Annotated in this window: 11 protein-coding genes; 6 read left to right on the plus strand and 5 right to left on the minus strand. The window is 33.8% G+C overall.

Annotated elements, in window-relative coordinates; all coding sequences use genetic code 11:
* Window positions 1-620: 620 nt before the first annotated feature.
* The 6 genes from thrS to ITJ86_RS15340 all read left to right on the plus strand — a co-directional run bounded on the left by thrS (window position 621) and on the right by ITJ86_RS15340 (window position 8,218).
* The gene (thrS, locus tag ITJ86_RS15315; protein WP_195872536.1) at window positions 621-2,564 is read left to right on the plus strand and encodes a threonine--tRNA ligase; all 1,944 of its coding nucleotides are present in this window, start codon (window positions 621-623) and stop codon (window positions 2,562-2,564) included.
* Between the two features lie 33 nt (window positions 2,565-2,597).
* Complete coding sequence (gene infC, locus ITJ86_RS15320) at window positions 2,598-3,146, plus strand: translation initiation factor IF-3 (RefSeq protein ID WP_195872590.1); 549 nt, start codon at window positions 2,598-2,600, stop codon at window positions 3,144-3,146.
* A gap of 108 nt (window positions 3,147-3,254) precedes the next feature.
* Window positions 3,255-3,452, plus strand: a complete 198-nt coding sequence (gene rpmI / locus ITJ86_RS15325) for a 50S ribosomal protein L35 (protein ID WP_040279932.1) — start codon at window positions 3,255-3,257, stop codon at window positions 3,450-3,452.
* A gap of 104 nt (window positions 3,453-3,556) precedes the next feature.
* Window positions 3,557-3,901 (plus strand): 50S ribosomal protein L20, encoded by a 345-nt coding sequence (gene rplT, locus ITJ86_RS15330; RefSeq protein ID WP_195872537.1) that lies wholly within the window; start codon window positions 3,557-3,559, stop codon window positions 3,899-3,901.
* A 167-nt stretch (window positions 3,902-4,068) separates the two neighbouring features.
* Entirely contained in the window at window positions 4,069-7,326 is a 3,258-nt protein-coding gene (locus ITJ86_RS15335) for an amidohydrolase family protein (RefSeq protein ID WP_195872538.1), read from the plus strand.
* 88 nt (window positions 7,327-7,414) lie between these two features.
* A complete protein-coding gene (locus tag ITJ86_RS15340) occupies window positions 7,415-8,218 on the plus strand; it encodes an HAD family hydrolase (protein WP_195872539.1) in 804 nt (267 codons plus the stop codon).
* Here the strand turns inward: ITJ86_RS15340 and ITJ86_RS15345 are convergent.
* From ITJ86_RS15345 to ITJ86_RS15365, 5 genes are all read right to left on the minus strand, one after another.
* Window positions 8,192-8,614 (minus strand): secondary thiamine-phosphate synthase enzyme YjbQ, encoded by a 423-nt coding sequence (locus ITJ86_RS15345; protein WP_195872540.1) that lies wholly within the window; start codon window positions 8,612-8,614, stop codon window positions 8,192-8,194. The two genes, ITJ86_RS15340 and ITJ86_RS15345, sit on opposite strands and share 27 nt — an antisense overlap.
* A gap of 24 nt (window positions 8,615-8,638) precedes the next feature.
* The gene (locus ITJ86_RS15350; protein WP_195872541.1) at window positions 8,639-8,911 is read right to left on the minus strand and encodes an EF-hand domain-containing protein; all 273 of its coding nucleotides are present in this window, start codon (window positions 8,909-8,911) and stop codon (window positions 8,639-8,641) included.
* Window positions 8,912-9,378: 467 nt separating this feature from the next.
* Entirely contained in the window at window positions 9,379-12,105 is a 2,727-nt protein-coding gene (locus ITJ86_RS15355) for a LamG-like jellyroll fold domain-containing protein (RefSeq protein WP_195872542.1), read from the minus strand.
* A 101-nt stretch (window positions 12,106-12,206) separates the two neighbouring features.
* Window positions 12,207-12,875 (minus strand): LytR/AlgR family response regulator transcription factor, encoded by a 669-nt coding sequence (locus ITJ86_RS15360; protein ID WP_195872543.1) that lies wholly within the window; start codon window positions 12,873-12,875, stop codon window positions 12,207-12,209.
* Window positions 12,875-14,569, minus strand: a complete 1,695-nt coding sequence (locus ITJ86_RS15365) for a tetratricopeptide repeat-containing sensor histidine kinase (protein ID WP_195872544.1) — start codon at window positions 14,567-14,569, stop codon at window positions 12,875-12,877. The genes ITJ86_RS15360 and ITJ86_RS15365 overlap by 1 nt, the downstream gene beginning before the upstream one ends.

The following is a 14,569-nucleotide window of genomic DNA, read 5'->3' on the forward strand; positions in this document are numbered from 1 at the left end:
CTCTTCATCGTTAAATTTTAAGTCTTACGACTATATCTTTAACAACTAATAGGAATTATTCTAGTACTCTAAATGATCTATTCTCTTGTTTTAAATCAACCGTTTCCAGTTGATTTTTACGCTGTCAATTCAATATGTTAATGAACTTATTTCTTTACTTTTGCTTAACACTATTTCGCTAAGCGGATGCAAATATAAAACCCTTTTTCGTTCCCACCAACTCTTTAGTTGATTTATTTTAATTTATTTTTAAAAAAACTTATAACAGATATATTTTCAAGTATTTAGAAATTACTTTTTTTTATTGTTTTTTCGTTTCAATATACTTCGGCAACCATTTTAATACCATATAGACATTCTCATGGTCGCGTTAGGGATAGAAGCGGCATCCTTTTTGTATTCGTAAAAAAAGCTTCCTTTATTAAATATAACGACAATTGCCATACTAATATAATAGGAACAAATACGTGTTACAAAAAGATATAGTGTATAGCCCGTTTGTTTTACTTCTTTAAGGAAAACAAAACGCCATAATTAATACTTATATATTTATAGAAACTTCACTTTGACTATTCCTTATATAGATATATCTTTGTAGGCTAAAATTTATACTATATATAATGATACAAATTACTCTGCCAGATGGTTCTGTTAGATCTTTCGAAAAAGATGTAACACCTTATGAAGTGGCTTTAGACATTAGTGCAGGTTTTGCACGTAATGTTATTTCAGCAAAATTCAATGATACAGTTATTGAAACCACCACTCCAATAACCACAGATGGTAGTCTTACTTTATATACATTTAAAGACGATGAAGGAAAAAAAGCCTTTTGGCATTCTTCTGCGCACGTTTTAGCTCAAGCTTTAGAAGAATTGTACCCTGGAGTAAAGCTTTGGGTTGGTCCAGCAGTAGATAATGGTTTTTATTACGATGTTGATTTAGGCGAAGAAGGCACTATTTCTGAAAAGGATTTTAAGTCTATTGAAACTAAAATGATAGAAATCGCCAGAGGTAAGCACGATTTTAAAATGCGTGATGTTTCCAAAACTGAAGCGCTTTCTTATTATAAAGGTAAAAACGAATACAAAGTTGATTTAATAGATAACCTTGAAGACGGCACAATTAGTTTCTGTGACCATGCTACGTTTACAGATCTTTGTCGTGGTGGTCATATTCCGAATACAGGGATTATAAAAGCCGTTAAAATCTTAAGTGTCGCTGGTGCTTATTATAAAGGTGATGAAAACAATAAGCAATTGACTAGAGTTTATGGTATTTCGTTCCCTAAGCAAAAAGAACTAACGGAATACCTTCATTTATTAGAAGAAGCTAAAAAAAGAGATCATAGAAAGTTAGGTAAAGAATTAGAGCTTTTTACATTTTCTAAAAAAGTTGGACAGGGTTTACCGCTTTGGTTACCTAAAGGAGCTGCTTTAAGAGAACGCTTAGAGAACTTTTTGAAAGCTGCTCAAAAGAAAGCAGGTTACGAAATGGTAGTAACACCACATATTGGGCAAAAAGAACTTTATGAAACTTCTGGTCATTATGCTAAATATGGTGCAGATAGTTTTCAACCTATCTCTACACCTTCTGAAGGAGAAGAGTTTTTATTAAAACCAATGAATTGCCCGCATCACTGCGAAATTTATAATACAAAACCATTTTCTTATAAAGAACTTCCAAAGCGTTATGCTGAATTTGGAACTGTATATAGATACGAACAAAGTGGCGAATTACATGGTTTAACACGTGTTAGAGGATTTACACAAGATGATGCGCATATTTTCTGTACTCCCGATCAATTAGATAAGGAATTTAAAGACGTTATCGATTTAGTGTTATATGTTTTTGGTTCATTAGGTTTTGAGAATTTTACGGCTCAAGTCTCATTAAGAGACCCTGAAAATCCAGAAAAGTATATAGGAAGTGATGAAAACTGGGAAAAAGCAGAGCAAGCCATATTAAATGCAGCAAAGGATAAAGACTTAAATTATGTTGTAGAAACAGGCGAAGCTGCTTTTTATGGTCCAAAACTTGACTTTATGGTGAAGGATGCCCTTGGTAGACAATGGCAATTAGGAACCATTCAGGTAGATTATAATTTACCTGAACGTTTTGAATTATCCTATAAAGGTAGTGATAACGAGATGCATAGACCTGTTATGATACACCGTGCACCGTTTGGAAGTATGGAACGTTTTATAGCGATTTTATTAGAGCATACAGGTGGAAACTTTCCATTATGGCTCATGCCAGAGCAGGTAATTATACTTTCTATTAGTGAGAAATATGAAAAATACGCCGAAAAAGTTTTAATTTCGCTAGAAAATGACGAAATTCGCGCCCTCACAGACAATAGAAATGAAACTGTAGGTAAGAAAATTCGCGAAGCTGAAATGCAAAAGTTTCCGTATATGATTATTGTCGGTGAGCAAGAAGAGAAGGATAATACAATAACTGTGCGCCAACATGGTGGAGAAGACCTTGGCACAATTAATGTAGAAGACTTCAAAAAAATAGTAAAAGATAGAGTTAGTAAAAGTTTAAAAACTTTTAAATAATAAGTTTAATTTTAAAATACAGAAGCCATAGCAATACGTAGAAACAGAAAGAATTATACAAGACGTGTATCTCAAGAAGATAAACACCGTATAAATTCTAAAATCAGATCTGAAGAAATAAGATTAGTCGGAGATAATGTTGAAATAGGGATTTATCCTATCAAAAAGGCATTGTCCATAGCCGATGAACAAGGTTTAGATCTTGTAGAGATATCGCCAAATGCGAAGCCTCCTGTTTGTAAAGTTATGGATTATAAAAAATTCCTTTACGAGCAGAAGAAAAGAGAAAAAGCGTTAAAATCTAAAGCTACTAAGGTAGTTGTTAAAGAAATTCGATTTGGTCCACAAACAGATGATCATGATTATGAATTTAAAAAGAAGCACGCTGAAAAATTCTTAAAAGACGGAGCAAAATTGAAAGCTTTCGTTTTCTTTAAAGGACGATCCATTGTTTTTAAAGAACAAGGTCAAATTTTATTATTAAGATTAGCCCAGGATCTTGAAGAATACGGAAAGGTAGAACAAATGCCTAAGCTCGAAGGAAAGCGAATGATTATGTTCATTGCACCTAAGAAAAAGTAGTTTCGACTACACTCAACCACCCAATAAGTTGTTGAGAAACAAAATACTAAAATGCTGATATTTCAGCAAAACGATAATAAGCGAAGCGTAAATTAAAAAGAGGACAAAATGCCTAAAATGAAAACAAAATCGAGTGCTAAGAAACGTTTCAAACTAACTGGCACTGGTAAGATTAAAAGAAAGCATGCTTTTAAGAGTCATATATTGACAAAAAAATCTAAAAAGCGTAAGCTAAAATTGACTCATGATGCTTTAGTACACAAAGCAGATGAGGACAATATTAAAACAATGTTACGTTTAAAGTAATACGGTTTTAATCGGTTAAAATAAATTACAAACCCTGGAGTTAGGCAAAAGAATTTAGCAAGTGTCAATTATTGACCGCCTACTACAAAAAACAATTAAAAGAAATGCCAAGATCAGTAAATTCAGTAGCGAAGAGAGCCCGTAGAAAAAAGGTTCTTAAGCAAGCAAAAGGTTACTTCGGAAGACGTAAAAACGTTTGGACAGTAGCAAAAAATGCGGTTGACAAAGCGATGCAATACTCGTACAGAGACCGTAGAGTAAAAAAGAGAACATTCCGTTCGTTATGGATTATGCGTATTAACGCAGGTGCAAGACAGCATGGAATGAGCTATTCAAAATTTATGGGAGGATTAAAATCAAATAATATTGACTTGAACCGTAAGGTACTTGCCGATTTAGCGATGAATCACCCAGAAGCTTTTGAAGCTATAGTAAACAAAGTAAAGTAGGCTTTTAGCCAAATTAATAACAACATTTCGCTTATAAAAAACCGATTCATTCATTTGAATCGGTTTTTTTATGCTTTAAAATTAAATATTAACGGATTTCAAACATTCATATGTATACGAATTACCGTTTTTTCTTTTTAACTTACCGTTTTATAAAAACCTATCACATGAAACTTATACAACTCATCACAGCCCTCATTCTCCTTGTTACTTTCAATGCTTTTAGCCAAGATAAAGACAAAGCCAAAACATGGGATGTATCACAACCTGAAGGTGATTGGGATTTCAAGGATTTAAAATTGTCTACTGATGAAGGAACATGGATGAATTTAGATGTGAGTCCAGATGGGAAACACATTGTTTTTGACCTTTTAGGCGACATCTACAAAATAGACAGTGATGGTGGTAAAGCCAAACTTTTAAGAGAAGGGCTTCCTTTTGAAATTCAACCGCGTTTTAGTCCTGATGGCAAACATATCTCGTTTACGAGTGACGCCGGAGGTGGTGACAATATATGGATTATGGATAGTGATGGTTCTAACGCCAAGCAAGTCACGAAAGAAAGTTTTAGATTATTAAACAATGCTATTTGGACTCCAGACAGCAACTATATTATTGCCAGAAAGCATTTTACATCTGGTCGCTCTTTAGGTGCTGGCGAATTATGGCTTTATCATAAAACAGGTGGTAGTGGTGTTCAACTCACTAAAAAGAAAAATGACCAACAAGATGTAAACGAGCCAACACTATCGCCAGACGGAAAATATTTATATTATAGTGAAGATGTGTATCCTGGCGGAGCATTTCAATATAATAAAGATCCTAACAGTCAAATCTATGTGATCAATCGTTATGATATGGAAACTGGTAAAACCATTAGAATTACTGGTGGTCCAGGAGGTGCAGCACGTCCTCAGGTATCTAGAGATGGAAAAAAGCTCGCCTTTATAAAACGCGTTCGTACCAAAACGGTTTTATTTATTCACGATTTAGAAACCGGTGAAGAATGGCCAGTCTATGACGCACTCAATAAAGACCAACAAGAAGCATGGGCTATTTTTGGGGTGTACACCAACTTCAATTGGATGCCTAATAATGAGGATATCATTATATGGTCTGGCGGAAAAATTAATAAGATTAATATCAATTCGCTTCAAGTTTCAGATATTCCATTTGAGGCTAAGGCTACCATTAAAATTGCAAAAGCTGTTGAATTTGATACTCCTGTTGCACCAGATACTTTTGATGCGAAAGTAATTAGACATGCAACGACCTCGCCTGATGGGAAATTTATTGTTTTTAATGCGCTTGGATATTTGTACAAACAAGAACTACCTAATGGAAAAGCGAAGCGCTTAACTTCTGGAACTGATTTTGAGTTTGAACCTACATTTTCGCCAGATGGAAATACAATTACTTATGTGACTTGGAATGATGAAGAACTTGGAGCCATTTTTTCAGTTTCAGCAAATGGAGGAATTGGGACAAAATTATCTTCAGAAAAAGGCATCTATCGCAATCCATCCTATTCTCACAATGGTAAACACATTGTCTATCGAAAGGAAAGTGGAAATAACGACCAAGGAAGAACCTTTACAAAGAAGCCTGGTTTATATACTATGAACAGTGATGGTAGCAACACAAAATTTATTATAAAAGAAGGTGATTTTCCTAGATTCAATGCGGATGATACCCGAATTGTGTATCAAAATGGTGGACAGTTTTTCGGATCCTTAACTAAAACATTAAAAAGTGTAGACCTCAATGGTTTTGATGAACGTACCCTTGTAAAATCTAAACACGGCAATATTTTAGTTCCAAGTCCTGATAGTAAATGGATAGCATTTGTGCATTTACATAAGGTGTATTTGGCACCAATGCCTAAAGCGGGAAAAACTTTAGATTTTACGGATAAAAGTAAATTTGTTCCAGTAACTCAGTTATCTAAAGATGCCGGAATCAATCTTCATTGGTCTCAAGACAGTAAAACCTTGCATTGGACTTTAGGTAACCAGTATTATTCAGTTGAAGCGACCGAAGATGCTGAATTAGTAGAAAAAGGAATTCAGATAAATCTTGAAGCCAAAACGGATAAACCTTCAGGTAAAATTGCCTTAAAAGGAGCACGACTTATCACTATGGAAGGAGATGATGTTATTGAAAATGGAACGATTATTATTGAAAACAATAGAATTGAAGCCATTGGACAAACATCAGATGTTACCATACCTTCCGATGCAAAAGTTTATGATGTTACAGGAAAAACAATTATGCCAGGAATGGTAGATGCTCATGCCCATATTGGTGGTTTTAGATACGGATTAACAACCCAAAAACACTGGCAATTTTATGCGAATTTAGCCTTTGGAGTAACGACTTCTCATGATCCTTCTGCACATTCTGAAACCGTTTTTGCACTTTCCGAATTACAAAAAGCAGGTGAATTGGTTGGACCACGCCTCTACTCTACAGGTTTTATTCTATATGGAGCTGAAGGAGATTTTAAAGCCGTCATAAACAATCTTGAAGATGCGCGTTCATCGATTAGGAGAACAAAAGCATTTGGAGCGTTATCAGTAAAGAGTTATAACCAACCAAGACGCGACCAACGTCAACAAGTATTACAAGCTGCGCGCGAAGAAGGTATTTTTGTTGTTCCTGAAGGAGGTTCAACATTTTACCACAATATTACCATGGTTATGGATGGCCATACTGGTGTAGAGCATAATATTCCTGTCGCACCAGTTTATAAAGATGTTGTTGAACTTTGGAGTAACAGTAACGTAGGTTATACGCCAACACTTATTGTAAATTATGGCGGAATGAATAGCGAATTCTATTGGTATCAAAAAACCAATGTTTGGGAAAACGAAAAGCTACTTAAATATACACCTCGTGGTATTGTTGATTCACGTTCTAGACATCGCATGATGGTTCCTGATGAGGAATATGAAAACGGACATATTCTAGTTTCAAAAACAACAAAAGCCCTTAGCGATGCTGGAGTAAAAGTTAACCTTGGTGCGCACGGCCAATTACAAGGCCTTGGAGCACATTGGGAATTATGGTCACTTCAACAAGGAGGAATGACCAATCTTGAAGCTCTAAAAGCGGCCACAATAAATGGCGCTAATTATATAGGTGCTGGTAACGACATTGGTTCTCTTAAAAAAGGAAAGCTAGCCGATTTAATTGTTATGGATAAAAATCCTCTAGAAAATATAAGAAATTCTGAAAGTATCATTTATACCATGATTAATGGTCGATTATACGATACAGCAACCATGAATGAAATAGGTAATCACCCCAAAGAGCGTACTGAATTCTATTGGGAAAATAATAAATATAATCAAGCATTTCCTTGGCATGAAGCATCACAGAGTTTTACACGAGAAGCTTGTGGCTGTCATGTTGGTTCGCATTAAAACAAAATAGCCGATGTTTCCGAAACCTATTGGTATCGCATCGGCTTTATAGTTCACCTCATTTGAATACAACCTACACATACAATTTATGAAAGACATTAAAATGGTCGTCACAGATATGGATGGCACTTTACTCAATTCTAATCACGAAGTGAGTACTAAATTCTTTGATCTATTTAAACATCTTAAGAAACAAGATATTCAATTTGTAGCGGCTAGTGGCCGACCTTATTACAGTATTGTAAAAAAACTTCAAACTATTGAAAGCGACATTATAATCGTTGCAGAAAATGGTGGTTTAGTAATTAAAAATGAACAAACACTTCTCTCTAATGTACTTAATCCAAATCGTGTAAAAGAGCTATATGCCTTAGTTACAAAAATTGATAACACCTACCCTATTTTTTGCACAAAGCACAAAGCCTATATTTATAGAGCATCAGAAGAATTGGTGAAGACCTTTTCTGAGTATTATTCAGCATATACCATTGTTGATAATCTTGAAGAGATTACAGATGACATCATTAAAATAGCTTTATACCACCAGACAAATTCTGAAGCACACATATTTCCACATGTAAAGCATTTAAAACCCAAACTCAATGTTGTAGTTTCAGGAAATCATTGGGTTGATATTTCAGAAGCCATTACTAATAAAGGTAAGGCGCTTACATTTTTGCAAAAAGAACTCGGTGTAAAACCATCTGAAACTATGGTGTTTGGTGATTTTAATAACGATTTAGAAATGCTGAAATGTGCTGAATATAGTTATGCTATGGCCAATGCACATCCTGATGTAAAAGCCGTTGCTAATTTTGAAACCGACACCAACGATAATAATGGTGTAGAACTGGTTTTAGAACAATTAATTGCCGAAAGCAGTAAGCACTAAATGTCTTCCACCTGCTCTATTTCGATGTTCGCAAAGGTAAATCCCTTGCCAAATACCAAGATTTAGTTTCCCATTTGAAATAGGAATTAGAACAGACGGTCCCATTAAAGATGCTTTTATATGTGCTGGCATATCATCAGCACCTTCAAAGGTATGTTTATAATAGGGCTGATTTTCTGGTACCATGTTATTAATATGGCTTTCAAAATCTAATCGTACTGTTGGATCTGCGTTTTCATTGACGGTTAAACTTGCGGAAGTGTGTTTAATAAATACTTGTAATTGACCGATTTTAATCTGGCTAATTTCAGGGATTGCATTTAAGACTTCAGATGTAATTAAATGAAAACCTCTTGAAAAGGGCTGAAGTTTAATTTCGTTTTGAAAAAATTGCATGTAGAAATTGATTTTCTAAAGTTTTTAATCTGTTGAGATTTCATCAAATGCAAGCTTAAACTCTTCCCAACTAATACGTTTATCGCCATCTTTATCATAACCTTCAATAAGTTTTGTACTTACCAACCCTCGAATAAAACCACTTATTTCGGCTTCATGAAGTAGATCTTTAATTTCTGACTTTGATAATTTCCCATTACCATCTTTATCAAAAAACTCAAAAGCTTTTTCGGGTGTACTAAAATGATTGGTAATTAAAATTTGGATTTTATTGAGTACGGTTTCTTTTGATAGCATAACTATTGTCTTTTCATTAAAAATAAGAATTATAACGGGGAAACTCTATTGTATTCATAAAAAAAGGTCGCATTACTGCGACCTTTAACTTAGTTGATTAAAAACCCTACTTCTTAATCACCCTTGCCGAAATTTTCCCAAACCTCGTAATACTTTCAAAAGATACAAGCCATTATGAAAACTAAAATTTTTAATTGACTTATACTCTTTTGCTAAAACCATAAATAACAATGTAGTATTTATAGTCTTGGATATGCTATAATCATTGGCTATCAAAATTAAATCTATATCTACAACATACCAATAGTATGGTGTGAAATGCGTTGTTATGTATGTGAATGACCGACTATTATATAAAATACTCGATTTTTATATAAATAAGGATAAGATGATCACCTTAGCCAAAAAAAAAAAAAAAAACGGCGATATCCTAAAAGGTTATCGCCGATTGATTAAAATTACTTTAATTAAATTTTTATGATCTGCTTTATAGTTTCATTTTGGTTGATATTTATTCTTAAGATATACACACCTGATTGGTACTGATTTAAATCTATGGAAAAATTTGCGTCCGTGCTTACCTTATTTATAAGTAATCTACCATTTATATCGTAAACGGTCACTTTTGATTCTTGCGCATTTGGTATTACAATAGAAACGTTACCATTTGTTGGGTTTGGAAACACTTTGATGCTTTGCATCTGATCATTATCTGCTATACTTAATACTTCTTCAACAGTAACTACAATTTGTACACGCTCACTTTCGCAACCATTGTCGTTTATACTAGATACCCAATACGAGGTTGAGCCAGCTTCTGATGTATCTGGTGTTGGTGCCTCAACTTCTCCTGTTCCACCAGTTTCTGTTGTGTACCATAATAAACCTGATCCGTTAGTACCTACTGTTGCTGTTAGTGCTGTTGCTGTATCATATTGCACATATTCTACAAGAGAATCAGCATCTGGTGGAGTTAATAATGTAGTTATTGGTGAACCAGCTAACCAGTTTGAAGTCGATCCTGTTAAAGCAAAATTATTCAATGTTCCATTATTACCATTTCCTGATACATCAGTTAAGGTGTTTATACCAATGTTTTCACCTGCATGCATACCTTTATTGAATTGATAAGATGCAACTAATCCGGCTTCCGTACATTGAACTTCACTACTTTTAGCATTATCAATTTCTGTAGCTGTTCTAACGACATCCCAAATACGTAATTCATCTATAGAACCACTAAAATGTGACGTACTAGGACTTCCAATAGTTAAAGACCCCATTGGTACAGTATAGATACCAAATGTTCCAGAAGCATCTAAAGCACCATCAATATATAAGCTAGCTTCACCATTTGTACTTATTGAGCTTGTAGTTAATGCTACATGATGCCAATTATTATCATCAACATTTTCATTAGATATAAGATTAAACCCACCATAACCATGTCTGCCAGTTGTATATGTTAACTTTCCATTACTTACTGCTAATAAACTAGAATCATAACCAGAATTACTTAATATAATTATGCCGTCTTTATCAGTTTTGATCCAAGCCTCGATTGTAAAATCGGTTAGCGAGGTATATGTATTTGCTAGCGAAACATAATCATCTACTCCATCAAAATTAAGATGGGTTGCAGGACCAGGACCATATACAGTAACCACAATTTCTACACGTTCACTTTCACACCCGTTTTCATTTGTACTTGCTATCCAATAAGAGGTTGAGCCAGCTTCTGATGTATCTGGAGTTGGTGCTTCTGTACTTGCAGTTCCACCTGTTTCTGTATTGTACCATAATAAACCTGTTCCGTTAGTCCCAGCTGTTGCTACTAAAGCTGTTGCGGTATCGCCTTCGCCGTAATTTACTGGTGTAGTTACCTCAGGTACACTTGGAATAATAGAACCAGTAGTTACAGGCGAACCTGCTAAAAAGTTTCCTGTAGTACCGGTTAAAGCAAAATTAGTAAATGTGCCATCGTTTGCATTTGCCGTAGCGTCAGTTAAAGTTGTAATCGTTGTATTATCATTTCCGTCAAAACCTTGATTGAATTTATAATAGGCTACTAAGCCTGTTTCTGTACCTTGTAGTTCACAGTTTTTTGAACCATTTATTTGTTCTGCTGATCTTGTAACATTCCAAATACGGATATCATCCATATGACCTGTATAATGACGACCAGAATATATGGGATTGTTTCCAATTAATACTGTGTGAATATTATTATTAATAATCCCAGAAGCAGAAGCTTGAGTTTCCAATACACCATCTACATAAATCTTAATAGAGTCACCTCCTAATGTAGCGGCTATATGATGCCAATTCCCATCCGTAATACTAGTCGTTGAATTAATTTCTTGTGTAGGGACAACACCACTAGCGGTAAAGTTTACTGTTCCTGATTCATTCAAATGTAACCTCCAACTATCATCTCCTTTTACCACGAGAGCATCCCATTGCTGAGGCATTACACTTGAATTCATCCAAAGCTCTACGGTCATTTGATTTGTAAAATCGAAATTAGACTCGTTTGGTATTTCAATATAATCATTAGCACCATCAAAATTGAGATGAGTTGCAGGTGGTGGAGGAAGAACTGCTCCAAAGTCTTGCCATCCTTCTGCTGCCTGATAAAGTCCTTCTGTTCCAATAGGAACATACAAAGTTGCCGTTTCCATATTGACACCAAAAAAAACATTGCTAGTAATAGGTAATGGTGTTGCCCACTCGACTGTAACCGAAGTTAAATCAGTACAAAATTCAAATGCATTATTACCAATATTTGTTACCGAACTAGGAATAACCACAGAAGTTAGATTAAAACACGCATTAAAGGAAAGCTGTCCGATACTTGTAATTGAATTCCCCAGATCTACGGATGTTAAATTTGAACAAAACTGAAATGCGTTATTTCTTATTTCAGTCACTGTATTGGGAATTGTAATTGAAGTTAACGTTGTACTACCCTGAAACGCAGCATCTAAAATTGAAACTACAGTGTAAGTAGCACCAGCGTTTTGAACCATTGAAGGCACAACTAGCTCACCAACATAACTTGAAGACGACGTTACACCAACAGTATTGGTAGTCGAGGAAATAACATAATAATTTACTCCGTCTACAGAAAATGTTTGAGCGGAAATTGAAGTTGCAAACACTATTGCAAATAATAAAAGTAATTTTTGTTTCATAATCATAGATTTAGTTAGGAATAATTGTAGTCCAAACCTAATTATTTATCTATGAAATGCACAAAACAAGGGTTGAAACGCGTTATTTTGTATTTCAGAGGTTATTTTAACCGTTTAGCGAATGTTCTGGATAACGAGATTTCTATGTTATTTACGAAAACAGATGATGCCGTAAGTCGTTGAATTTTTGTTCTGTTGACCAAATAGGAACGATGCGTTTGCACAAAAATATCGGTTGGCAACTGTTCTACAATTGTATTCAAGGATTGCCTAACCGTATATTTTTTAGATGTGGTGTAGATATTTACATAGTTGCCATCAGCTTCAATATAATTGATAGAGTTATACTCTAAATTAACGATATCATAACCATCTTTAATCTGTAACGTTTGGGTTTCCCGCTTTTGAGCTATCAAACTAATTGCTGCTATAACCTCTACTTTCTTAATAGGTTTGGTTAAATACCCATTTGGTTTTGTTCTTATCGCTTGACTCATTAAAGCAAAATCTTGTTGACCCGTTATAAAAATGACTGTAGCATTTTCGTTTTTAGCTTCCGATAGTTCTATTCCTGTATTTTTACCATTGAGGTTTATGTCCATTAAAATAATATCTGGTAAAAAGGATGTCATCAAACCTCGAGCTGTCTGTGCATCATTTGCTATTTTCACATTGTTAAAATGTTCTTCTTTCAATAATTCAGAAATATAATCTGCTATTATAATTTCGTCTTCTACAATAAGGATTTTTGTAAGTTGCTCTTTGGTCATTAGGCTATCTGTTGTGAAAATGAAAATTTAAAACCATTACTGCTTTGAATTGAATAATCTACTTTTATTTGTCTAGCGAGTTTATCTATGAGTTTAGGTTTTATGCTCATATTATTAGCTGCTGTTCCATTATCTGAATACTGAAAATACAAGGTGTTTTTCTGTTTGGTTAATTCAAAAATTATGGTTTTGTTATCTTGTGGAGAAAAGGCGTGTTTTATTGAATTTATAAATAATTCTGTAAGCAGCAATCCATAGTACATGGCATAATCTGTGGAAATTTCTACAGACTGGATATTTATATTTGTTTTAATCTTATTATCCTTAAAGACTTCAAAAAAAGAAGCCATGACATCATGGAGATAATTCTGTATATCAATTTTCTTCTTGTCGTTGTTTTTGTAGAGGTGTTGATGTAATGTTGAAATGGCCTCTACTTTCGTCAAAATATTTTTGAGCTGAAAGTTCTCTTGATTTTTTGATTTTTTCAATTGGTCTGAAATAAGAATAACTACCAATTGTAAATTATTGTTGATACGATGGTTGGCTTCACTTAATAAAAACTCATTTTCTTGAGATAAGCTATGCAGTTCCTTATTACTTTTTTTCTCCTTTTTTAAGAAATAAGCAATTAAAAGTGATAAACCTATTGCCGCTAAAAGTAATCCAATGCTTATAATTAATTTTGCTTTATTGGATGCTAACGCCTTATTTTGGTTTTCAATTTCTAGATTACTAATCTTTATTTGGTTTTCTTTTTCTGTCAATTTATATTTCTCTTCAAGTTCAAAAAGAAATTTACTGTGTTCTATTTTATAATAGGCATCTGTAAGATCTAATCTGAGCTCTAAATATTCATAGGCTTTTGTCGTATTACCTAATTTTTCATAGATATTCCTAATATTATCAACAAAAAGAATTTCTCCATAAAACAATTCATTCTCTTTGGCAAAACTCAAAGCTTTTAAACACTCTTCTAAGGCTTTATTATACTGTTTATCTTTTATTAAAACTCTAGTATAATTAATATACGCATCTACTTTATTCTGAATTAAATTGTTTTTTTCGGCAAAGGATATTAGGTCTTCGAGATAGTCTATGGTTTTCTTATAATCCTTTTTATTTTCATAAACTCCAGATATTTCAAGCGAAGAATAAAATATGCCATCCTTATCGTTTATTTTTTTTGAAAGTTGAAGTCCTTTTTTAGCGTACAATAGTGTAGAGTCAGGTATAAAAAAATACTCGGTAAACAATGCCGCTTTTCTACCATAATATTTTGCTAAGTAACGATCTTCTATTTTATGGTGTTTTAATATTGATGTCGCAATATCTAAATGTTTTACTGCATCAGTAAACAAGATTCTTTTGCGATAAAATTCTGCCATTTTCACATGGTACAAAAACTTTAGTTGCTTATTATTAGTTAAATTAATCGCTTCAAATGCCTGAATGTAATAGGTATTGGCCATATCATAATCTAACTTAAGTTTATAGATATCTGCCAGACCTAAAAGAAAATGTATTTCATCTTCTTTAGTGGTACGTTCTTTTAGGTGTTCTGTATAATAAGACAATGCTTCATCTAATTTATTTTCATAAATTAAATTCTGGCCATGGTTTAAAATTGTGTCATCTTGAGCAAATAACAGTTGAAAGCTTGTTAAGAATAGCGCTATAAATATGTGTTTCAT

Source organism: Winogradskyella marina (assembly GCF_015645385.1).
Lineage (GTDB): Bacteria > Bacteroidota > Bacteroidia > Flavobacteriales > Flavobacteriaceae > Winogradskyella > Winogradskyella marina.